19 protein-coding genes and 2 tRNA genes are annotated in these 23,555 nt (G+C 46.4%); 6 read left to right on the top strand and 15 right to left on the bottom strand.

Annotated elements, in window-relative coordinates; genetic code table 11:
- Window positions 1–41 precede the first annotated feature (41 nt).
- The 11 genes from QZ310_RS08065 to QZ310_RS08015 form a co-directional block, all read right to left on the bottom strand.
- Window positions 42–123 (bottom strand) — tRNA-Leu (locus QZ310_RS08065).
- A 131-nt stretch (window positions 124–254) separates the two neighbouring features.
- Window positions 255–1,040, bottom strand: a complete 786-nt coding sequence (locus tag QZ310_RS08060) for a GLPGLI family protein (protein WP_297071995.1) — start codon at window positions 1,038–1,040, stop codon at window positions 255–257.
- Window positions 1,041–1,237: 197 nt separating this feature from the next.
- Window positions 1,238–1,441, bottom strand: coding sequence for a hypothetical protein (locus tag QZ310_RS08055; RefSeq protein WP_297071994.1), 204 nt, complete (start codon window positions 1,439–1,441; stop codon window positions 1,238–1,240).
- A gap of 1 nt (window position 1,442) precedes the next feature.
- Entirely contained in the window at window positions 1,443–3,650 is a 2,208-nt protein-coding gene (locus QZ310_RS08050; RefSeq protein WP_297071993.1) for a peptidase domain-containing ABC transporter, read from the bottom strand.
- On the bottom strand, window positions 3,628–5,679 hold the full coding sequence (locus tag QZ310_RS08045) for a hypothetical protein (protein ID WP_297071992.1): 2,052 nt from the start codon (window positions 5,677–5,679) through the stop codon (window positions 3,628–3,630). Before QZ310_RS08045 ends, QZ310_RS08050 begins: the two co-directional genes overlap by 23 nt.
- 58 nt (window positions 5,680–5,737) lie before the next feature.
- Window positions 5,738–7,078 carry a radical SAM protein gene (locus QZ310_RS08040; protein ID WP_297071991.1) on the bottom strand — a complete coding sequence of 447 codons (1,341 nt, stop codon included), beginning with the start codon at window positions 7,076–7,078 and terminating at the stop codon, window positions 5,738–5,740.
- Between the two features lie 94 nt (window positions 7,079–7,172).
- Window positions 7,173–7,367, bottom strand: a complete 195-nt coding sequence (locus tag QZ310_RS08035; protein WP_297071990.1) for a hypothetical protein — start codon at window positions 7,365–7,367, stop codon at window positions 7,173–7,175.
- A 66-nt stretch (window positions 7,368–7,433) separates the two neighbouring features.
- On the bottom strand, window positions 7,434–7,631 hold the full coding sequence (locus QZ310_RS08030; protein ID WP_297071989.1) for a hypothetical protein: 198 nt from the start codon (window positions 7,629–7,631) through the stop codon (window positions 7,434–7,436).
- A gap of 8 nt (window positions 7,632–7,639) precedes the next feature.
- Window positions 7,640–7,978 carry a hypothetical protein gene (locus QZ310_RS08025; protein ID WP_297071988.1) on the bottom strand — a complete coding sequence of 113 codons (339 nt, stop codon included), beginning with the start codon at window positions 7,976–7,978 and terminating at the stop codon, window positions 7,640–7,642.
- 227 nt (window positions 7,979–8,205) lie between these two features.
- The gene (locus QZ310_RS08020) at window positions 8,206–8,757 is read right to left on the bottom strand and encodes a hypothetical protein (RefSeq protein WP_297071987.1); all 552 of its coding nucleotides are present in this window, start codon (window positions 8,755–8,757) and stop codon (window positions 8,206–8,208) included.
- A gap of 15 nt (window positions 8,758–8,772) precedes the next feature.
- On the bottom strand, window positions 8,773–9,987 hold the full coding sequence (locus QZ310_RS08015; RefSeq protein WP_297071986.1) for a hypothetical protein: 1,215 nt from the start codon (window positions 9,985–9,987) through the stop codon (window positions 8,773–8,775).
- Between the two features lie 304 nt (window positions 9,988–10,291).
- Between QZ310_RS08015 and QZ310_RS08010 the strand changes: the two genes are divergently transcribed.
- Window positions 10,292–10,516, top strand: a complete 225-nt coding sequence (locus tag QZ310_RS08010) for a hypothetical protein (RefSeq protein WP_297071985.1) — start codon at window positions 10,292–10,294, stop codon at window positions 10,514–10,516.
- Between the two features lie 261 nt (window positions 10,517–10,777).
- On the opposite strand, the gene miaA is transcribed toward QZ310_RS08010, so the two are convergent.
- The 4 genes from miaA to QZ310_RS07990 all read right to left on the bottom strand — a co-directional run bounded on the left by miaA (window position 10,778) and on the right by QZ310_RS07990 (window position 17,124).
- Window positions 10,778–11,701, bottom strand: a complete 924-nt coding sequence (miaA, locus tag QZ310_RS08005; protein ID WP_297071984.1) for a tRNA (adenosine(37)-N6)-dimethylallyltransferase MiaA — start codon at window positions 11,699–11,701, stop codon at window positions 10,778–10,780.
- 63 nt (window positions 11,702–11,764) lie between these two features.
- Window positions 11,765–13,099: a hypothetical protein gene (locus QZ310_RS08000; protein ID WP_297071983.1), complete on the bottom strand. Its 1,335-nt coding sequence runs from the start codon at window positions 13,097–13,099 to the stop codon at window positions 11,765–11,767.
- A 104-nt stretch (window positions 13,100–13,203) separates the two neighbouring features.
- Window positions 13,204–15,390, bottom strand: coding sequence for a S9 family peptidase (locus QZ310_RS07995; protein ID WP_297071982.1), 2,187 nt, complete (start codon window positions 15,388–15,390; stop codon window positions 13,204–13,206).
- Window positions 15,391–15,477: 87 nt separating this feature from the next.
- Entirely contained in the window at window positions 15,478–17,124 is a 1,647-nt protein-coding gene (locus QZ310_RS07990; RefSeq protein WP_297071981.1) for a hypothetical protein, read from the bottom strand.
- Window positions 17,125–17,393: 269 nt separating this feature from the next.
- Here QZ310_RS07990 and QZ310_RS07985 point away from each other — a divergent pair, with 269 nt between their 5' ends.
- From QZ310_RS07985 to QZ310_RS07965, 5 genes are all read left to right on the top strand, one after another.
- Window positions 17,394–18,995 (top strand): glycoside hydrolase 43 family protein, encoded by a 1,602-nt coding sequence (locus QZ310_RS07985; protein WP_297071980.1) that lies wholly within the window; start codon window positions 17,394–17,396, stop codon window positions 18,993–18,995.
- A 22-nt stretch (window positions 18,996–19,017) separates the two neighbouring features.
- Entirely contained in the window at window positions 19,018–20,340 is a 1,323-nt protein-coding gene (locus QZ310_RS07980; RefSeq protein WP_297071979.1) for an NAD(P)-dependent oxidoreductase, read from the top strand.
- Window positions 20,341–21,152: 812 nt separating this feature from the next.
- A tRNA-Phe gene (locus tag QZ310_RS07975) sits at window positions 21,153–21,225 on the top strand.
- Between the two features lie 115 nt (window positions 21,226–21,340).
- Window positions 21,341–22,540 (top strand): site-specific integrase, encoded by a 1,200-nt coding sequence (locus tag QZ310_RS07970; RefSeq protein WP_297071978.1) that lies wholly within the window; start codon window positions 21,341–21,343, stop codon window positions 22,538–22,540.
- Window positions 22,541–22,625: 85 nt separating this feature from the next.
- Entirely contained in the window at window positions 22,626–23,447 is an 822-nt protein-coding gene (locus QZ310_RS07965; RefSeq protein WP_297071977.1) for a hypothetical protein, read from the top strand.
- Window positions 23,448–23,555 lie beyond the last annotated feature (108 nt).

Genomic DNA, 23,555 nt, shown 5'->3' with positions numbered 1-23,555 from the left:
CTCATACTTACAGCACTGTTCGTTCAGTCGCTTTGCTGTTGTGCGCATGAAGGGACTCGAACCCCCACGTCCTGAGACATTAGATCCTAAGTCTAACGCGGCTACCAATTACGCCACATGCGCGGGATTTGGAATATCTACGATTTTCCAAATGCAAAGGTATCGCTTTTCGTCAAACTTTCCAAATTTATTTCAGAGATTCGGCTGATTTGACTTGGACCACGCATGAACCACAACGCATGTAGCGCATAGCATCAGTATAATTCCATCGGATTGCGGCGGTTGTCTTTTGCTTTCATGTCGGTTTTGGATTTAGAAGTCTTGCGAAGCTTCTTGCGCGTATTTCCGGCAGGGTTCTCAAGGTGCTCCTTAAAGTTTTTGAGATATTCAGCGCGGGTTGTTTTCTCATAGTCGTATGGAAGCAGAGAGATGTCGGCCTTATTTCTGTGCATTCCCATGAATTTGAAATGATACTGATTTTTGGTATCATAAACTTCGAGTATAAGGCCAGGCAAGCCGTTGAACTTCCACGGGCCATCCTTCAGGGGTATTTCAGTGGTAAACCATGCGATATAGCTGCGGCCTCTGAATTTGCAGGTAGCTTTTTGGCAGAGGTGGTCTCTGACTTTTTTCGTTTCATTGCTTATCTTCCAGTTGAATTGTGGAAATGGCTCTTGATAAACGATGTGTTTATCTCCGATATCGTCGGCAAAGGTCATTGTTTTGCTGGCCTGATCCTTTATGACATTGTAGGTTTCTATTTTCTCAAATTTGCCTCTGAGTCGGATAAGAAGATTCACAAAACTTTTTCCGCTTTCCGACATGTTCAGTGAGTCAAAGTAATGGGTGTCCTGGCTGAAGAATATTGATTTAGTTCTGTTGGCCCGGAGTATCATGACATCCTCGGCAATGATATTGTCAACAGTATCCTTTTTAAAGGTCAGACTGTAATGGCAATCCACTATGGATAGGTTTTGCTTTTGGGCAAAAACGCAAAGCGACTGAACGAACAGCGCTGTAAGTATGAGCCTCTTTTTCATGAATAGGTTGGGTCTTAGATGGATTCGAGATTGGTTTTATACTGTAAAACTACGCTTGAAAACTTTCATCCTCAGAATCAAAACTTTCAGATTGATGGACTGACTTTGTTCTGTGACGCGCTTGGAATCAGATGAGTGTTTCACACGGACGTGTCATGTTCCCGGACAAGCCTGACCATACTTTCATCCCGGCATTTCTATCCGATAAAATGGCGGAGGATTGATTCACCGTTGGAATAAGGGTATGGCAGAAGGCATAGGGATGCAATAAGGGCGATGAATACGATTGCGATGACTGCTATGCCCCAGCGTACCAGTGAGGGTGGGATTTCGCATATAAGTTGTCTGACCTTTTCTGAGCGAAGCTCGATTTTGTCGTGGGTAGATGAGTGCTGCTCCATATCAGTTACCTAATTCAAGTTGGTTCTTAACGAGGTTATAATAGGCACCTCTTTTTTCAATTAGAGAGGCATGGTTGCCGGACTCGACGACTTTTCCACCGTCGAGGACTATAATCTGGTCTGCATTCTTGACCGTGGAGAGACGGTGTGCCACCACAACAACAGTCCTGCCCTTGTAGAACTCATCGAGATTTTCCACAATGGCTCTCTCATTTTTTGCATCAAGAGCATTTGTCGCTTCATCAAGGAAGATGAAATCCGGATTCTTATAGACAGCCCTGGCAATAAGGATGCGCTGCTTTTGTCCTTGGCTCAGCCCGACACCGTCGCGCCCGATCAGTGTATTGTATTTCAGAGGCAAGCCCATGATATAGTCATGGATGTTGGCAATGCGGGCTGCTTTTTCAAGGCGTTCCACATCAACGTCACCGTCATCGACAGCGATATTGCGGGCTATTGATTCCGAGAATATCACGCCGTCCTGCATGACGACACCGCAATGCCTCCGCCACCATTTGAGATTATATTCATTTATGTTCCTTCCGGCAATCGATATTGCCCCTGCCATGACCGGGTAATAGCCGAGCATGAGTTTGATAAGCGTTGTCTTGCCGCTTCCGGATGCTCCGACAATAGCCGTCACCTTTCCCTCAGGAATATTGAATGAGACATCGGTCAGAGTCTTTTTAAGTGCGTGGGGGTCATACTTGAAATCGACATTGGAAAGGTCGATGGATTTTCCGTCATTGAACTCCGACGCCTGATTGCCGTCTGATTCTTCATTTTTCCCCTCATGAATCTCATTGATGCGTTCAAGTGAAATCTTCACATCCTGCAGAGAATAAATAAACGACATGAGCTGCTCCACCGGAGAGTTGAGCTGCCCGATGATATACTGCACGGCAAGCATGGCTCCGAGTGTCATCTGGGAGTTTATCACAGCGGTTGCCGCAAGCACAGTAATCATTATATTCTTTACCTCATTGATAAAAATAGAGCCGGCTTCCTGAGTTTGCTGGAGTTTAAGCGACTTCATCTGTACGCTGAACAGGTCGGCCTGCGTATCCTCCCATTCCCAACGGCGGCGGCGTTCGCAGTCCTGCAATTTTATCTCCTGCATGGAAGTGATGAGCTGATAGGTCTTGTTCTGATTCTTGGCCTGTTGTTCAAACAGTTCATAGTCAAGGACCTTGCGCTTTTTCAGAAAAGAGGTTATCCATAGTCCGTAGCAGACACTCCCTATGGCGAAAATTCCGAAAATCAGAGGATTATAAAAGAAGAGGACAATGCCGAAAATGATGAAGCTGAGGAATGTGAAGATGATGTTAAGCACCTGACCCGTGAGGAAGTTCTGCACTCGGGTATGGTCGCCTATGCGTTGCATCAGATCTCCCATGAGTTTAGTGTCGAAAAACGACATCGGGAGTTTCAGCAGCTTTATGAAGAAATCGCTGACGAGCGATATGTTGATGCGCATGGAGATATGGAGCAGCAACCACCGGCGGATAAAATCCGTGGCTGTCCTGCCCGCGACAATCATCAGCTCACCGAGGAGTATGAGCCAAATGAAACCTATGTCCCTGTGCCTTATACCCACATCGACGATGGCTTGTGTGAGGAACGGCATTATCAACTGGAGCACACACCCGAGAGCCAGACCGAGGATAATCTGCGTGAAATACGTGCGGTACTGTCGGATATATCCAAAAAGAAATTTGGTTGAATAATTATTTCTAATGTCTTTCTCATTAACAGTATTAAATTTATCTGTTATTTCGAGGTACATTGCTATGCCTTTGGTCTCTTCTGCAGTGTGCCCAATCCAATGATTTTTAAAGTCTTTGGCGGTATATCTTATATTCCCTTTTCCTGGATCTGCAATAAAAAAATACTTACCATCGTTACTAACCTTGTAAAGAACGACGAAATGATTTTGATTCCAATATAGAATGAATGGCCCATTAATCCTGATTAATTCATTTATGTGAATGCGACCTGCAATAACTTCAAGACCAATACTTTCTGCGGCGGCCTTTATTGCAAGCATCGAAACGCCTTCAGAACTCACCGGGCATATTGAAGAGAGTTTTTTTATTGAGATATTCTTCCCATAATAACTGCATACCATGGCAAGGGACGCAATCCCACACTGCATTGAATCGAGTTGTCGGATGACTTTAAATTTGTTATTTGAATATACCGGAGTCATTATCTTCGTTATTCATATCAATGTTTACACTCTTGCGTTGCTTGCCAGAGGAAAAATTCCATGCCACAGTAACCATTATCATATTTCTCTGAGCCGGTACAACGATAGACTCATGTTTGGATAAATATTTGTTTTGGATATTTTCCTTGAAAACAGGACCGTTTTTACTGAAAAGATATTGTCCCATAAGTCCAAATCGCCACTGATTTCCTACAATATAGTTTATATAGATTGTATTTGAAGGACCGGTATAGCTGATATATTCACCATTCAATGAACGGTTACGACTATGTAAATTAATCCCTGCGTTCCAATTTCCGGTAAACCAATCGGCTCCTACGTTGATTTGCCAATTATTTAAGTTCTTGGTGTAAGTTGAGCCTCGCGATTGGTACGAATTAAAATCCAGTGACATTGAAAGTGCCAGATTATCATTTGGTCCGAATTCGAGATTCAAGCTGTTTGTCAGAATTGACATGCGTTTTTGGTTGTCAAAAGACGTGACAAATAAAGTTCCATCCTGTGTATGCTTTGGAAGGATATAGGACATGACAGGGTTTATGGAGTTATTATAGCTTATGGAGTTTTGTATGTTCAGGGGGCCGATATTCTTTGTAATTCTTAATGTGGTGCGGTATTTCCACCAGTTTTTTAGATTTGGATTGCCTTTTTTCAACTCAAATCTATTTATGCGAAATTCTGTTGTTGCCATTTCTGATAATGAGGGCGAATTTTGTAAAATTCTCCCCAAGATATTGAATTTCCAACCGTTCATATTATATATGAACTGAATTTGAGGATGTAAAATCCATTTTGTACTACTTTCTCCATTCTGATTTATAATTCTTCCGCTTAATCCGACTCCAGCCAGATAATATACTTTACCAAGGTATCCGGAAGAGGATGCATAAGCATATAGATTAGTATCATGCATTTTATCTGTTGATGAGTTATCACTGATATATTTATTTGCTGTGTATGAGTATGCGACCCTTGAACCTATACTGAGATTAAAAGTGCGATTAACTTGACTAAAGTACTTAACTTCACCTATATATGATTGGCGTTTACTTTTTGTGCCATATTTATAAGTATTACTTACAATGTCAAGGTCTTCATCGTTAAACTCGCTTAGAGTATATTTGTAATCTGTATGGCGATAGTTTCCGGCAATATTAGCGGTTAATGTAGAATGTTCAGTCAGAAATCTTTTATAGTAAATATTAAGGCGTGGTGACAGATATTTCTCGTATGGTTCTGTATGTTGAAAATAGGGTAATCTGTCATCTTCCGTCACTTCCTGTAGATAAGCTCTGTCAGGACTATAGTAAAAAACTCCCTTGAATGTAATATCAAAAATATGCTTTTCGGGCAAGTAATGGTTGTAACCTGCCTGGAGGGTATTTTCCGAGAACTTCAATGGAGTATCGACTCCTTTGAAGGAAATAGAGTGTGGTTTGTCTCCAAGCATGTAGGTATTATTATTATCCACTCTTCGTTTGGTTAATGATGTATAGTCCGAATTCAGGCTTATTGCATATTCGGAATTATCAGTTGTATATTTCCCGAAAACGAAGTTCTGCCCATTGGCAGTCGAGATTGCGTTATTGGCAAATACAGCTGCTGCATAACCGTCAGCACGCTTCTTCATAATGAAATTTATTATTGCGCCAATTGATTCGTCATATCCATATTCTATTCCGGAATTCTGCACATATTCAACTTTTGCAACGTCTTTAGGTCGTATTGCTATTATATCCTGCCGGTCGACAGGTCGGCCATTTATCAAAACAATGGCATTTCCACCATCTGTCAAGTTTAACTCTCCTGTGATAGTATTGACTTTTAACCCGGGCAACATCATGCTTTGGATTAATTCAAATCCTGAGACGTTGAATTTCTGTTGGTTTATAGATGGAATCACGGTTAATGTATCGCCTTTTTGAATTCGCCGTGAAGCTTTGACAATGACTTCTTTGAGGTCATGTGTAGCAATACTGTCGTTCCAATCTTGTGCTGTAGCGGACAAGATTGTTGTTAAAATTATTGAGAGGATTATATATATTCGGTTCATCGGTAGTTTATAATTAGTGATTAGGAGTATTTACGTTGGTCAAAAGAGCGTCCCAAAGTTTCGGATTCTTACGGACCTCACAGATTTTTAATAACACTTTTTCTACGATATGCCTGAAATCATTACACTTTGGTTCGATAGGTTCATGACTGTAACCTTTCTTTCTTGAATCATAAAAAGATAATCTTGCGCATCCGCCACATATGTTTTTAGCCCAACAATTACTACAGATATTATTCTCTTTGAGAAAATACGACTTGTCTGACTTGAGGATATGGTTCAAACTTTTTTGTGAGTCCCATATTGATGATACGGGCTTCATCCCATCTCCAATATTCATGTGGCATGGGAATATACCGCCATCTGTTGATATTGCAAAAATGCTACGAAGAATTTGGCATTTGGTCTCTGGTTCTTTATTCACGATAGTTTTCAATATGCTGTTAAACCAAGGTGAATCAAATGGCTTATCCAATTCTGTTATGGCAGTTTTGCTGTTTTCAAGCGACATCTCATCAATCACGTCAGCTTTAATATTGAATTCTTTCATGAAATAATCGCGGATCATTGTTCGGGTATATCCATGATTGATATGTTGTTGGGTATAAGTGGACTCAACAGAAATTTTAAGTTTTGGGAAGGATGAAATTCGTTTTAAAAATTGATTGATGCTATCGAAACTGCCATTGCCCGAACGAGTTATACGATTAATATCATTGATTTCCTTAGGTCCGTCAATACTTACGGTGATGAATGAAAAATACTTTTTTATAAGGGAAATAGCTTTAGGAGATAGAATGGTTCCATTGGTTATGGCTCCAAATTTTGGAATTGATTGAATATCACCGTTGTTGAACTTAGAATGGAATTGCTGGCATACTAATTCAATTACAGGGCAATTTAAAAATGGTTCTCCTCCAAAGAATACAATATTTTTGATTTTTTCAAAATTATCACAACAATAATCTACAAATCTTTTTGCAGTCTCAGGAGTCATTAATCCACGGGATTTTCCGTATGTGCCTCCTGATGCGTAGCAATACTTACAACGTAAGTTGCAATCATTAGATACATGCAATGTGATTCGGTCTACGATTTTATTTGTCGATGGGTAATCTTTCGTATATTCGGTCTTTGTTTCGATGGTTGATTTATATCCGATTTTATCAAGAATAGAAGTTATATCATTATCAGTAAGCTGATAATGTCTGGCAGTTTCATTTATATTTCTATTTGTAATTAGATATGAGAGTACATCACGGGAGAATCTGTTGATGTCAAAAAGATTGAAGGTCTCAGTATTGAAGACACAATATTGTGATTCTGATTCTAATATTTTGATATTCGGTGTCATAATAAAAATGATAGGATGGATATAATGATATTAATCATCACACCATCCTATCATTTAGTTTGAATGATGACTACATGTTGTAATTTGGCATTATTTAGGGTGTCGCGCGGTCATCACCTTTCTTGACAGTCTCCTCATCATTTTTTTCGGGACATTTACCATTGGCAATTCCACAACCTCCTTCACTGCATTTACCATTGGTGATCATACACCCATTATAGGAGAAACCTCCCTTCGCTGACTCTAATTCATGAAGATCAACGGGTTCAATTTTTAATTTTTTGTGCATAATTGAAATTTATTAAACCCCGTATTAAAATTGCCACGGGGCATTGGCGTTAATATTAGAATGTATTCATTTCTCGAATTTTATATCTTTAAATTTAAGGTTTTCCTCTTCATCATTGCCGTATTTTATGGTTGGAATATCGCCTACGTTGGAATGACAATTACTGTTAAAAGTGGCAGATCCGCTCTCAAAGAGTTTTTTACCTCCTGTGAATTGGGCTAATTCATGAATAGTCAGAGGTTCTATCTGTAATTTGTGTTTCATGAGTAGTTCTAAAGCTTTAATAGTCCTTCTGCCGTCCAGTTGTCAGTGACGATTTCAATACGGTATGCACCGTGAGATGTCGGGAGAGAAAGAGTTGTGTTTATAGTGGAGTCATATCCGACGATATTGTCACTCAGATAAAGGACTACTTCACCTTCGTTTTCGCCATCATATATAATGTCGATAGTATTGCTGTCGGAATTGTACCATGCTTCGATATTGATACGCATGGGCGCACGGTGAACTTTAGGAGAACTGTTGTTGTCAATTGTGGATGCCTCCAAAACGAGTGGGATAGAAGTAGAATTACTCTCCTCAGCACTCGCCAGAAATGCGAATGCCATCATTACAAGAATAAGAGATAATAGTTTTTTCATTTTCAAATATGAGTTTTGATTGATTTTGATGCTGCAAAGTTACGGTGACAAACTTTCAGCCTCCAAATCAAAACTTTCATATTTGAAAATTATTTTCTTTGGTAAAATGTTGAATTTTAGATGTCTATAAGATAATGTGTAAATTATTTTGGCGCAAAGACGTCCCGACTTTCATAAACGGTAGGAGATGAAAGTTTTTACAGGCTTTTGAGGAGTTTTCTGACGTAGATTCCGATATTTGTCTCGTGTTTATCAATGCCTAATTTCTTTCGGATGGCACTGCTTGTGTTGACATGGCTGCGTTTTTTCATATAGCTCCCGACCTCCTTGCCGCGTAGTCCGATTGCATAGAGACAGACGTAGTTGATCTCTTCGGTTGTCAGCCCGTGGTCCTCGAAATACCGGATGAAGTTTGGATGTGATGCCTGAAAAGCGAGCCGGTTGGAGTTCATGAAGGCTTCGGTGTCGTCGGTCAGTTCTCTGACCCATGTGTCGTAAGGCTTCTCGTACTGGTCGTTGGCCGTGATATAGCTTGCAAGGAGGGAGTTGAGCATCTCGATGCGGACCTTTATTGCGTCCTTTACCTCGCCGGGAAGCTCTTCCTTGGCATCGATAAGCGCACGGAGGCTGTCGCTCTCGGTTTCGAGGGTAGCGACACGATGGGCAAGATTCTCGGCTTCGAGAACCTTATTGTCCATTTCCAACTGAAGGGTTTTGTTTTCAAGGGCAAGACGGTCTTTTTCAAGCACTAATTTTTCGCTTTCCTATTTCAGTTTTGCGTTCTCCGACTCCTTAGCCTTTACTTTTTCAAGTGCCAGTGCCTTCTTTGTCCGGTTGCTGCGGACAAGCAAGAGAAGTATGACGACACCCATTGCAAGGACAACTATGCCCCCTACGCAGCTCCATATTATTTGGGATTTATGACGAGCATCTTTTTGGGCTTGGAGTTCTATCTTATGTTTTTCATTTAAGGACTTTGCCTTTTGGTCAAATTTGAAGGCATTGATTGCATCCCATCTATGGACGAAATCACGATATGTCCGATATGCCTCCTCATATTTTCCCAAATTTTCCAGAATTGCTACATTGATATATTGGTACTTGATGGTGTCATATTCGGCTCCTTGCTGTTTTACTTGGGTGAGAAGTTGTTGGGCAGTCTCATTTTCCCCTATTCTGTTGTAGGCAAGAGCAAGATTTAAGATACCGTTTATGTCTAAATTCCATGAACGGCTGTGGGTATCTATCATATTTTTTAGCTCTTGAACGGATTTAAAATTCAAGGTATATGAGAGCCTATATCCCTCAATGGCTTTATCCTGGTCATTATCAAGCGACGAAAAATGGCTGCATAAACTGAGGATACTGTCCGCTCTATGGAAATCATGAATTATGATGACACCGTTCAACGCATTCATAAGACAATCAAATTCCAGTTCTTTGAGTGCTTTATCTTTATAGATGGTCGCAGCTTTCAGATAATTGGAAGCATAACCGTTAAAGTCATAAAATTCCTTGTAAATGATACCTTCTGCTACCAGTAGACGGGCTATACATAGTGAATCATGGCTAAGAGGCGCTATATCTGAGCCTTTGATGAATGAATTCAATGCATTGTCCCTGTCTCCGGCATTTTGGAAGATTCGTCCCTGATAGTAGTAGGTTCTCAGCTTTTCATCGGGAGTCCCATTGTCCAGGTAGTAGTCAATAGCCGGTTGGAGGACATCAAAGTTTGTTGTGTCGATTAAATTTTTATCAAGGGCCATTGACATCAGCAGGGCATAGCGTGCCTTTTCAGCCTTCCCGGAGAGGCTTGTTTTGTCTATATCAGAAAGTAGTTTCAGAGCTGAGTCGGCTCGGGTTTCCATCAGGAATTCGGCGTGATTGAACGTTTCCTGCAATTTTGAGTTGGAGCAGGAAACAATATGACAGGCTAAAGAAAGCAGAATTATTACGAAAATACTATGCAGCGATTTCATGATGTCGGTGGGGATGAAATAGGAGGAATTATTCACACAGTGAGTGAAAATGTGTGGTATAATGCTGCAAATTTACAATAAATAATTCATTTTTCTTATTCCTTATATCCCATCCGGAATGATAAAGTGTAAGCAATCGGCAGTATGGAGAGCTATAATAAACCTTTTCGTTTGAATTGTTGTATATTGTGTATATAATGTATATCTTTGTGCAGAAAAATAAGAAAGAATTATGGCGACCGCATTGAACATCAAACGAAAAAATATAGATTTGCCCATTGAAACCCTGCAGAAACTTTCTGTTATGGCCGTTGCGCAGGGCAAGAGCCTAAAAGCTTATATCGAATCCATACTCATCTCTAAAGCTGAGACCATCAACGTGAGCATAAGCGAGAATCCCTCTCCATCGGGCGATAGATGGTTTGACGATCCGGAGAATATGGCATCCGTCTATCGTGGAATAGAGGAAATGAAGGCAGGTAAAGGCCGTTCCTACTCTATTGGTGAGTTAAAGGACATTTTAGGATGAGGATTGGTTCTGTAGAGGATATTATTCCGGCTCAAATTGTAATTACAGTGCATGAAATTCGTAAATATCTGAAAAAGGTACATAAAGCCAGAAGGTCAGAAGATACAAAAGATTAATTTCAAGCAAATTATACTTCGGTCGCTTTTGTTTGTTTTGTTGGTTTGTATTTCTTTTTATCGCACATGGACCGGATTTTCGGAGTGGCCCATAATTCTTATGTTTCTTTTGCTCGTTTGTCCTTCTGTATCAGAAAAAAACCTTTCATTCAGCCGTCCGGTTTTCGATGAGTGCGATGGCGCGGGCGGTGAATTCGGCGGAGGGGAGGTCGTAGGGGAGCCAGTTGATGGGGAAGCCACGGTTCTCCATGCCGCGGAACCATGTCATCTGGCGTTTGGCAAACTGGTGGATGGCGATTTCGAGCCCCGACACCATTTCCTCGCGCGATAGGGCGCCGGTCAGGTGGAGGGTGAGGAATTTGTATTCAAGACCGTAATAGATGAGGTCGGCGGCGGGGATGCCTGAGTCGAGGAGGCGGCGCACTTCGTCGATCATTCCCGCGTCGAGACGGGCGTGGAGGCGCTCCGTGATGCGCCGGCGGCGCGATTCGCGGTCGATGTCCACACCGATGACCACTGCATCTGTCAGCGGCGACGGTTCGGCCTGACGGGCCGCGTCGGGGTGTTCGGCATAGTAAGTCTGTATCTCTATCGCGCGGATGGCGCGCTTGGCGGTGTCGACATCCGTGACGTTGTGGAGAGTCTTCATTCCGGCGAGGATTCCGGTCAGTTCCTCCAGGGATTTCCCTTCGAGGCTCTTGCGCAGCTCAGGATTTTCGGGCACCTCGGGCAGACGCAGCCCTTTGAGGACGCTTTCAATATAGAGCCCTGTGCCTCCGCAGAGAATCACCCTCTTCCCCCTTGCCTCGATTGCAGCCTTGGCCTCCTCAAAATCCCGCAGGAATTCGAAGAGGTTGTATTTATATCCCGCGGGGCAGATGTCGATGAGGTGGCCGGGAATCTCGCCGTATTCCTCGATGTCCTTGCCGGTTCCGAGGTCCATCCCACGGTAGACCTGACGCGAGTCGGCGCTGATGATTTCGGCATCGATTTCGCGGGCGAGTTCCACGGCCCTGCGGGTCTTGCCCGATGCGGTCGGGCCGGTTATGACAATCAGTGGCTTACTCATAGATGGAATTTTCGTGTGGGTGTGGGTGGATGTGTGGGCTGCTATATGTGTGGGGTATGGTTGTCAGTTATTGATGCTCTGGCGCTGACGGCGGCGCAGGAGGCGGCGGAGCTTGAAGAGAGGGCTGTCCTCGTTGAAGCGCGCGACGTCGAGCCAGAGGGGATTGTCGAAATCGACGTTCCAGTCGCAGATTCCCTTCAGGCGGAAGGCCGGACGGTAGTTCTTGATTTTGTAAAGGCGGAGTCCGTTGATGTCGTAGGTCTTCCATGCCATTGTCACGGTGTGGAGGCGGTGGATTTCCGAAGTGAGCATGTGGGTGAGCTCCTTGTTGTAGAGGAGGCGCTGGAGCTGCGAGAGCGAATACCACTGTCCGCGCAGCGTGGAGTCGGCTATAGCTTCCTTTGACGGGAAGCAGCAGATGAAGTGGAAGATGTTGGCCTGGCCCGACATGTCGGTGCTTTTATACATGAACCGTATGTTGAAGCTCTCAGGGTCAAGGCCGCTGAGGTTCACGAGATGTTGCGAGGCATCCTTGAGGCTGATGTAGTTGCGGTGCGAGAGGTTGACATCCGCAGGGGTGTCATATTTGTTCCCGTCAGGCATGTCGTTGAATTCCTCGATGCGTGAGAGGAAGATATTGTCGTCGTGGAGCAGGATAAAGCGCACCCCTGAACCGTTCATGCACACGCGGGGATTCATCTCGATATGGTTGTAGTAGTAGCTCCAGAGGGTGAAATATCTCATGCCGAAGAAGATGACCGAGAGGCCGTAGAATATCGAGGGAATCCAGTTGTAGAAGAAGCGGTCGGACGTGTTGAGATTGACGTTGATGTAGTAGCAGGCATAGTAGATCCAGCCGATTACTGAAAGCACGGCAGAGATGACCATCAGGAAGCGCACCTGATAGCGGCTCTCCTGCGAGAACACTTTGCCGAGAAATCCGCGTTCGGTCGAGGTGCCGTAGCGGATGATGCATCTGCGGCACACTCCCGCACGGTTGCCACGGATGGTGTAGATGAGGCAGTAGACGGTGGCGACAGGGCCTATGATGAGGATGGTGAGATAAGGGATTCTGATGTTGACAAGTTCTTCGGGATAGAAGAGCGAGATGAAGCCTCTGGCATAGATGATTGAGATGAGCACCATTATGACGGCGGAGACGCAGAGGGTGTGGACACAGATGGTCTGCACGAGGTCACATGACGATGCCTGGAATTTCTTTCCTGTATTGCGGTAGACGATGAGGAGAATCATCACTGCGAAGGTGATGATGGGAATCCAGGGGCGTGGGACGAAAAGTGCGGCGAGTTCGGGCAATGCGATAGCTCCTACAGCGATGGTCCAGTTGAGCCAAAGCGTGAAGATAGCCTTCTCATTTGTTATATGATGTTGGGTCATGAAATCGGGTTACTTATACTTGCAGATGTTAGGGAAGTGTGGTAGGTGAACGGTCCGGACAGGAGCGTTGAGGAGCGTGGCGAGGGGAGTGGGGCTTGCCCGTTTCAGCGCAGATTGGCACCGAAATAGGCAAGCATACGGGAGTAGACCGACAGGCGCGCGCCGCAGCCGTAGATGGAGTGGTTCATGTTGGGGTAGATGAACATGTCACACCATTTTCCGGCAGCCTGAAGGGCCGAGGTGTATTGCACGGTGTTCATGAAGTGGACATTGTCGTCGGCGGTGCCGTGCATCATGAGCAGGGGAACTGAGAGGTTCTTGACAGAGTTGATAGGCGCTGAGGTCTGATAGCCGTCCTCGTTTTCCTGAGGGGTGAGCATGTAGCGCTCGGCATAGATGGTGTCGTAGTAGCGCCAGTCGGTCACGGGTGCGATTGCGACGGCTGCGGCGAAGGGTGTCGACGGAGTGGAGACGCACATCAGGGTCTCGTAGCCGCCGTAGCTCCAGCCGCAGATGCCGATGCGCTTGCCGTCGACGTAAGGCTGCGAGGCAGCCCAGCGGGCAACCGCCTGCTGGTCGATGGTCTCATAGTGGCCGAGGTTGCGGTAGACGATTGTCTCCCATGCGCGTCCGCGACCTCCGGTGCCACGTCCGTCGGCACAGATGACAATGTAGCCCTGCATTGCAGCATAGCAGTCCCAGTCGATGGTCCATGAGTCGAGCACCTGCTGCGAGCCGGGGCCACTGTATTGCGTCATGATGACAGGATAGGAGCCTGAGGGATTGAAGTTGGCCGGTTTGAGCATGTAGGCGTTGATGGATATGCCTTCGGGTGTGGTGACGGTGATGAATTCCCGACGGGGTGCCGAGGCATATTTTGCCTTTGTCTTGGCATTGTCTTCAAGGACCCTCACATCCTTGTCGGCGATGGTGCGGAGGGTGTAGACGGGAGGGGTCTGGGCGTTGCTGTAGTTGACAGTGTAGTAGTTCTTGGTAGGGGTGAACCATGCGGATGCGCAACCCTTTTCAGGGGTGATGTGTTTCATTATGCCCTTGGCGTCGATGCGTGAGACCACACGGTTGATTGGTCCGGTGGCTGTCGACTGGACGTAGTGGTTGCCGCGGGCATCGGTGCCGTAGTATTCGAGCACGTCGAAATCACCCTTTGTGATGGCGCGGGTCATGGTGCCTGAATAGTTGTACTGGTAGGCATGGGTGTAGCCTGTGCGCGACGAAAGAACCACGAAATTGTCATCGTTGAGGGTGAGGTTCTCATAGACTGCCGGTTCGAGCCATGCCTGTTCCTGCTCCACGAGGATGGATTTGGCCACATTCGAGCGCGGATTCATCGAGAAGAGTTCCATGCGGGTCTGCGCGCGGTTGAGAGTGGTGACGATGAGTCGGTCCGGTGAGCCTCCGTAGGCAATGCGGGGAATGTATTCGAAGTTTCCGGCAGGGATGTCGAGGTTCTTTGTCTTGCGGTTGTCGACATCGTAGCTGTGGACGCTTACTTTTGAATTAGGTTCGCCTGCCACGGGATATTTGTAGGTGAATGCTCCGGGATAGAGGGCATATTGCTCCATCGGGTCGCATGTGCCTTCATAAAGGGGGAAGGAGTAGGCTGGAACCTCGGTCTCGTTGTATTTGATGTAGCATAGGGTCATGTTGTCGGGTGCCCATGCCATCGAGGATGATGTCGTGAATTCCTCTTCATATACCCAGTCGGGGACACCGTTGATGACGTGGTCAGTCTTGCCGTCGGTTGTCACATCGACCTCGGTGTTGTAGTCGATTTTGTGGAGGTGTATATTGTTGTCCGGACCGACGAAGGCCACCATGCGTCCGTCGGGCGAGAAGAGGGGCTCGCGCTGATATTCGAAGTTGACCGAGAGGGGATGGAGCTGACGGGTGCGGATGTTGTAGACATAGAATTTCGACATGGAGGAGCGGCGGTAGATTGCCTTGCGCTCACGGCTGACGAGGAGCTTGCTTCCGTCGGGGCTGAGGGTGAATCCTTCGATCGAGGAGATGGTGGTCTCGCGGGTGTGGGTGACATCCATCACCGTCTCCACCTCCTTGCCTGAGGCGGTTTCGTATTTGACAATCTTCTGACCGTCGGCCGAGAGGGCGAGGTAGTGCAGACCGTCGGCTGTGTAGGCAGGGCGGCTCACCCGTGCGGGTGAATTGTTGGGAAATACGTATTCGGCAAGGTTTTTGTCATCGGATATGTTGGCTGACACGGCCTGAAAAGCGGCTGTCGCCATCAAGAGATATGTAACGGCTTTTTTCATTGTTTCGTGGTCGAAGAATACAATTGGAATCGTTTTGTTTTTTGCGAATATTGTTTTTACCTGTCGGTTTTGCTGTATCGTAGCGACTTAGAAGAGCGATAGCTGCGCTTCGTTGTCGTTGGTCGGTTTGCGTGGCGGTTCATGATAGCCGAAGTCGGGATCGTCGCGTTTGGCCGAGCTGCCTGCAAACCATTCGGTGTTGTCGAGGTCGCTGTCGATGCGGTTCTTTTTGGGGCGGCCACGGCGTTTGGCGGCTGCCTTTGCCGGTTCGGGCATCATGGGGTTGGAGGGAGAGGGGGTGTCGGTCGGCGCTGAGTTCTGCTGCGTGAGGCGCGTGATTTCGGCTTTGAGGTCCTTTATTTCGCGGCGCAGTTTCATCTCGCTGTTGGCCTGATTGTAGAGGTTGGTTTCGACGGTGCGGCGCAGTGAGGCGTTGGATTCCTGAAGCTCGCTGATTTTGGCGTCCTTGCGGGCTTTCAGGTCTTCGAATCCGTCGAGTTGCTGCTGAATCTGGGTGAGCACGGCTTCCTGTTCCTGCTGCATCCGTTCGAGTTCGTTGCGCGAGGCTGCGGCCTGGTTGCGGAGGTCGTTGATCATCGCGTCGCTCATTGTTGTCTTGACTTCAAGCTGCTCTTTCAGCGTCGTCTGGCGGGCCAGTTCCTCGCGCAGGCTTTCGAATTGGGCCGAGAGTTGGGCGTTGGCTTCTTCGAGACCGGCCATGTCGCTTTGGCGCGAGGCTATCTCCTGCTCTGCCTTGGCCTTTGCTTCCTCGATGCTGCTCTTTTCCTGTTCGAGACGGCTTTTTTCTTCCTGAAGTGCGGTTTTCTCCTCTTCGATTCTGCTTTTTTCCTGCAGAAGTTCGGATTTTTCCTGTTCGAGCGTGGTTTTCAGATTTTCGAGTTGTGCGAGCTGTTCGGGCGTGGCAGTGCTTGCGTCACCGGCTGGTTCGGCATTGACGGCTTCACCATCTGTACGGATGGTCTCGGCCTGTTCGGCCAGTTTTGCCTCAAGTTCCTTTATCTGATGTTCGAGTGTGCTTATCGTGCCGTCGAGCTGAGCGTTTCTGCTCCGTGCGTCCTCGGCTTCTGTCTCGAGCACTTTGATGCGTGCGTTGGCCTTGTCGAGTTCCTCCGGATTTGTCAGGCCTTTGCGCGCGTAGTAGCGCTCCTTTTCCTGCGCTTGCTTCGTGAGCTGGGTTTCAAGGTCATTGATGCGGTCGAGGAGGGCGCGCTTCTGACGGTCGACGCTCAACTGGAGTTTGCGGTTCTCCTTGCGCAGACGTTCGGTCTCGTTGTCGTCGCCTTGCAGTTCGGCTATTTTCTTTTCAAGCTCCTCCTTCTCCTTTTCCCAGATGGTGGAGTCGGTGGATAGTGCTGAATTGACGCGCTGACGGAGGGAGTCGGAGAGGGAATTAAGGATGTAGCGGCGCTGCGCATCGACGTTGAGACACTCCCTGACGAATTCGGGTTGTGTGCGGTTGAAGAGGTCGATGACTGCATCGAAGAGGTCGTCGGTCAGTTTCTTGTCTGTCTCGGGACCCTCGGTCGACGGCTCATCGGCCGTGGCAGAGGCCGATGTCAGCAGTCCGGCCGGCGGGACCGGCGGTTGGGCTGAGGGCACGGAGTTTTCCTCCGTCTGATTGCTGACGGCATAAGTGGGGACTGTGGGGTCATATTCGCCCTCCTCCTCTTCGGTCTCGGGGGAAAAACCGAATGCACGACGAAAGAGTGTCATTATCGACATAATTTGCACAATGTTGATGGGGTGCGTCAATCAGTCTGACGCCCGACCGGTTTCAGGGTAATAGAGAAAATAACTGCCGGCGAAACTCTGTCAACCGTAGCCGCGCGCCATCCTGGAAGGCGAAAAGGTTTGAGTACGCCACAATGCAAAGATAACTGAAAAAATCCAAAATACACTATACTCCCCGACAATTGTAACCGAAATGTCCCAAAGAGATGAAAAAATCTGCGTAAATTTGCACTCTAAATCTTACGACGATCGTGAAATCTGCAGTTGTTTTTACCTTAGCATTAGTCTTTTCGGCCTTCATTCAGGCATCGTCGGGCCGCGGTGTTCCCGTGTGGGGCGACCTTGGCGACGGCAACTTTGCAAATCCTGTCCTGAATGCCGACTATTCCGACCCCGACGTTATCAGGGTCGGGGACAAGTACTATATGACCTGCTCGGAGTTTCATTTCATGGGTATGCCTGTGCTTGAATCTGACGATATGGTCAACTGGCGCATCATCGGGCAGGTTTATGACAGCATCGGCTTCCCGGGCTACGACGGCATGGCCAAGTATGCCGAAGGCACCTGGGCTCCTGCGCTGCGCTATCACGACGGTAAGTTCCGGATTTTTGTCTGCACTCCCGAAGAGGGACTGTTCATGACCTCTGCCGTCAATCCTGCCGGGCCGTGGGAGCCACTGCATCTTGTGAAGGGTATTGCCAAGTGGGAGGATCCGTGTCCGTTCTGGGATGAGGATGGCGAGGCTTATCTCATCCGTAGCCGCCACCGTGCGGGTCCCATAATCATCCACCGGATGAGTGCCGACGGGCGGGCTCTTCTCGATGATGGTGTCACCGTCTATGAAGGTCCTGTGGCCGAGGGTCCGAAGATGTTCAAAAAGGATGGCTACTACTATATCAGTATTCCCGAAGGCGGAGTGGGAGAGGGGTGGCAGACCATCCTGCGCTCGAGGAATGTCTATGGCCCATACGAGTCGCGCCGTGTGCTTGAGACCGGTTCGACTAAGGTCAATGGTCCGCATCAGGGTGCGCTCGTGGATACGCCTGACGGCGACTGGTGGTTCTATCATTTTCAGTCGGCCGGGGTGCGCGGACGTGTCGTGCATCTCCAGCCTGTCAGGTGGAAGGATGGTTGGCCATTGATCGGGTGTGACTACGACGGCAATGGTGTCGGTGAGCCGATGGAGGTCTGTCAGATGCCGTTTGGAAAATCACAGTCATCGTTCACTCCGCAGACGTCAGATGAGTTTGACGGGCAGAGTTTGGGAGTGCAATGGCAGACGAACCATAATCCCGTAAGGGAGCGCATATCGCTTTCCGAACGCGAGGGTTGGCTGACTCTTTCGCCCCTTTCCGCCGGATGGCTGAGGACGGCCCGCAATCAGTTGACTCAGAAAATCATGGGCTTCCGTTCGCAGGCTGAGACGGCAATTGATTTCCGCGACATGAAGCCCGGCGATCGCAGCGGGCTCGAATGTATAGGCAAAGCTTTTACCGGTGCCGGCGTGATGATTGAAGATGCCGGAGGCAAGGATGTCCCGACGCTCTATGTGGAGGTTGACAGCGCAGTGACTTTCCGCAAGCCCTTGTCCGATGTGCCTGACGGTGGCGCGTTGGTCATAAGGCTCGATGTGGATACCGAGGCCAACCGCTTTGCCTACAGTTACAGCACCGACGGCATTGATTTCAAGCCTATGGGCGAACCTTTCGAGATGAAAGCCGGATTCTGGAAGGGTGTGAGGACGGGTCTGTATGCCTACTCTCTTTCTCCCCTTCCCGGCAAAACGCATTTTGATTATTTCCGCTACCGGCACGACGGTGCGGGAAATCATACATATCAATCACCAAATTAGATATTTAATTGTTATCTATAATATGAATAGAAACATCAATGATTCAGCCTCTGATGGCTACACCATGCTTGAGGCTATTGAGGAGGCGAAACGCTGCCTCCACTGTAAGAACCCGCTTTGCAAGAAGGGTTGCCCTATCAGCAACGACATGCCTGATTGGATCCGCGAGCTGTCGATGGGTAATCTCGGCAATGCGATGGCTATAATAAACGCAAAGAGCAATCTTCCGGCTGTCTGCGGACGCGTCTGTGCCCACGAGCGCCAGTGTGAGGGCCATTGTATCCTCAACAAGAAGGGCGCGCATATCAACATCGGTAAGCTCGAACGTTTCGTGGCTGACTTTGACAGCTCGATGAATCTCACGCGCGAGAATCTTGTCCCCAAGACCCGTGGACGTGTGGCCGTCATTGGTAGCGGTCCTGCCGGTCTGACTGTTGCGGGTGAGCTTTCCCGCAAGGGTTTCGACGTTGAGATTTTCGAGATGGAACCTGAGGCTGGCGGTGTACTCATGCTCGGTATTCCTGAATACCGTCTTCCCAAGGATGTGGTGCGCCACGAAATCAAGAAAATCTGCGAGCTTGGCGTCCGTATCCATTGCAATGTGACAATCGGACGCGATTTCACTGTCGACGATCTCTTCGCCCAAGGTTTCGATGCTATCTTCATGGGCACCGGTGCCGGTAAACCCAAGAAGCTGTCTATTCCCGGCAACCATTTCGACGGTGTCCGTCAGGCCATCTATTTCCTCCGTCGTGTAAGCCTTTACAACTCCGGCCTTATCAGCCGTGATGAGATTCCGGTCAAGGAGGGCGACAATGTGTTTGTCATCGGTTGCGGTAATACAGCGATGGATGCAGCCCGCACGGCCCTGCGCATGGATGCGAAGTCGGTCACAGTGGTCTACCACCGCGCAATCGAGAATATGAGCGCGCTCAAGGCTGAGTATGACGATGCCGTTGTCGAGGGCGTTAAGTTCATGTGGAACTCTTCGATAAAGGAAATCCGTGGCGAGAACGGACTCATAAAGGAAGTGGTCATCGATAAGGAGGGAGAGGAAATTGTCCTTCCTGCCGACAAGGTCATCATGGCAGTCGGCAGTCAGCCTGCGAGCCGCATCGTATCGACCACAGAGGGAATAAAGGTGGATGAGAAAGGCTATGTCCTTGCCCGCGAGATGCCCTACGGCATGACAAGCCGCAAAGGCGTGTTTGCCGGAGGCGACGTCACCAACCGTCCCGCCACGGTAGTCCATGCCATGCAGGATGCACGCAAGGTTTCCGACGGCATCATGCAGTATGTCGACGCCCTCAAACTCATGAATGAAATCGACAGCGGCCAGATCTGAAGATAGCCCCAATCGATTCAGATCGATGTATTCCGGCATTCAGTCGGTTTTGAAATTCGATTAATGGTTTCGGTTTTCAGTTAGGTTTGAAATTTGATCGATGGTTTCGGTTTTCGGAATTCATCGGTTTTGAAATTCGATTGACGTATTCCGAAACTCAGTTGGGTTTGAAATTCGGTTGATGGATTCGGAATTCAATTGGATTTTTAAATTCGATTGGTGTATTCTGGAACTCAGTTAGATTTTGAAATTCGGTTGATGTATTCCGGAATTCGGTTGGATTTGAGATTCGATTGATGTATTCCGGAATTCGGTTGGATTTGAAATTCGATTGCTGTATTCCGGAATTCAGTTTGGATTTTGAAATTCGATTGATAGAGTCGGAATTCAATTAGATTTTGAGATTCGATTGATATATTCCGGAATTCGGTTGGATTTGAAATTCGATTGATGATTTTCAGAATTATCGGTTTTGAAAGCAGACTGATAGTTTAGAGATATGTTAAAGGCCTCCGCCAATCCTTTTGGATAAAGCGGAGGTCTTTGCGTTTTTGATATAGTCGCAAAAGTTTACTGATACATTTAAGCACCGATGTAAGTAATGAATACAAACAGCACAATCCGGACCAAATTTTAAATATCAAAATGCAGTAAAACACGCCAAAAATATATCTAAAACTCAGAAAACACTCGAAAAACACATAGAATTGGAAAAAAGTTTATAAAAAATTTGCACACTCCAAATAAAACCCCTACCTTTGCAACGCAAAAACGGAAAAACAACATCGTTTCCTTCTTGTAAAAACATATAAGGTGCCATAGCTCAGTTGGTAGAGCAAAGGACTGAAAATCCTTGTGTCCCCGGTTCGATTCCTGGTGGCACCACCTGAAAATCAGAGAGTTAGATAAATTCTGACTCTCTTTTTTTATTCCCTCCCACACCCTGCGACAGCCCCACGGTAGCCCATGGTTAAACCGAGAGTTAAACCAAGTAAACCGTATGAATGTTACAGCTAACATCGTGTGTTACAAGTCGAAAACTCTTGCAAACGGTGAACACCCTCTAATGGTGCGAATCTGCAAAGACGGCAAAAAGAAGTACAAGAGCTTAGGTGTGTCCGTCAATCCTAAGTATTGGAACTTTGAGAGGAATACGCTAAAACCTAACTGTCCTAATTTTGAGTATCTTAGCAAACTGATTGCTAATAAGACAAGTGAGCTTTCCACAGAGATAGTTAAACTAAAATCCGAGCGTAAAGAGTTTACTGCAAGCACTTTAATTGAGGATAAGGCGAAGCGAGTTAAACCAAAAACCGTGCATGAACTATTCTATGAGCAAATTCAACGGCTCACAGATGAGGGCAGACGTGGCTATATGCTCTCTGTTAAGCAAGTCTATAACTCGCTTCTATCGTTCAACAAGCACCTTGACATCTGTTTTTCAGATATAGATGTTTCATTCCTACGCAGATACGAAACATGGCTACGCAAACAAGGATTGGCAGAGAATACAATCGGCATACGATTCAGAACACTACGAGCCATTTATAATTTGGCTATGGAAGAAGATATAGTAGATTCTGCCGACTACCCTTTTAAGAAGTATAAGGTGGCACGACTGCATGAGGACACCGCAAAACGCTCTCTTTCTAAAGAGGACATTGACCGTATTCTCGCCTACAAGTCCACTAACCGCTATATGCGATTCCCTATTGATATCTTCGCTTTCACATACTACTGTGGTGGTATCAACTTCATAGACATAGCCAATCTTACTTCTGCCAATATCATTGAGGGTAAGTTAGTCTATAAGCGACATAAGACAAGCAAGCTAATCAAAATCCCTCTGCAACCGCAAGCCGTTGAGCTTATAAAGAAGTATCAACGCAAAGATAGTCCGTATCTGTTCCCAATCCTATCTGACTTCCACGAAACGGAGATACAGAAGTCCAATCGTATTCACAAGGTTATATCCAAAGTGAACAAGCGACTGAAAGAGATTGGCGAGGAACTTGGCTTACCTCTAACTCTGACTACCTACGTTGCAAGGCACAGCCAAGCAACTGTGATGAAAAAGGCAGGGGTATCAACAGCCGTAATCCGTGAAATCATGGGGCATAGCTCTGAACGAGTAACGCAGATTTACCTTGACAGCTTCGACAATGAGCAGATAGACAATGCCATGAAAAACTTGCTATAATTGCAGAATCCACATATTTACAGAATCCGCTTACCTACAGATAGGCGGATTTTTCGTAACTTTACATATCTAAAATCTCCGGCACATGAAATCACCCCTCGACATATCCACGAATAAAGAGCCATTCCAATATATAATCAATCTTATAAGAGGAAAGGGAGAACCGTATATATCCCCTGACGGTTTAGTGATGTTATTCCCAAGCATTATAAAGTTGACTGCTCCCGATGATGCCCTGTTTGTGTTTCAGGAAAGATATAACAGTGGCGAGATTCCATGCCAATATAGATATGAGGAATTTATAACGGACATAGACTTGCAAGCCACTATAAAAGGATTGAATTTAGACCCTGATGCATTTTGGCTATTGGTTATGTTTAGTTTTGATTATGCTTGTGATGCTTGTTTCTCAGGCTATGAATTTGCAGATTCTGTTGGCACACAGATTGCACAACTGCTGTCAGTATTATCAAATGAGAATAAGGTTCAAATTACGGTAAAATCAGGAAAGTCAAAGTCTATAATTTCAAATAAAACAGTCGTTTCCAAGATAGAAGAATGGATTAGACATGGCTATGAGTCAGAAAAAGATAATCTGACAACTCTTGCCATAGATAATACCTCACAGATACTTATTGATTCAGAAGAATCAAACTCTGTGTTAGTATGGTATTTTGCATCAATATTGAGGTACTTTTTTGAGATAAATCCCCAATATAAGGGTAGAGCGAAAAAATGTACTCCTATCTCATTCAACAAAAATATCCTCATTTCTAATCTAATATATCACACTCGCCTATCTCGAAACCCCAATTTTCTGAACGATGATGAAGCCTTAAAAGGATTCTTCAAACAATATAAAGGCAAGGAGATTATGGCTCGGTCAGGAATATACCCAAGTCTTTAATCCGTCTCAAGCACTTACACAAGCTCCATTTCTCCAATCGAGATATGGGGCTTTTCTCATTTTATGGCTATCGCAATTTCAGGGGGAGTAGAATTCAACCTGATTTTT

This window comes from uncultured Duncaniella sp. (assembly GCF_910577345.1).
Lineage (GTDB): Bacteria > Bacteroidota > Bacteroidia > Bacteroidales > Muribaculaceae > Duncaniella.
This window is presented reverse-complemented; position numbering and strand designations above follow the sequence as displayed.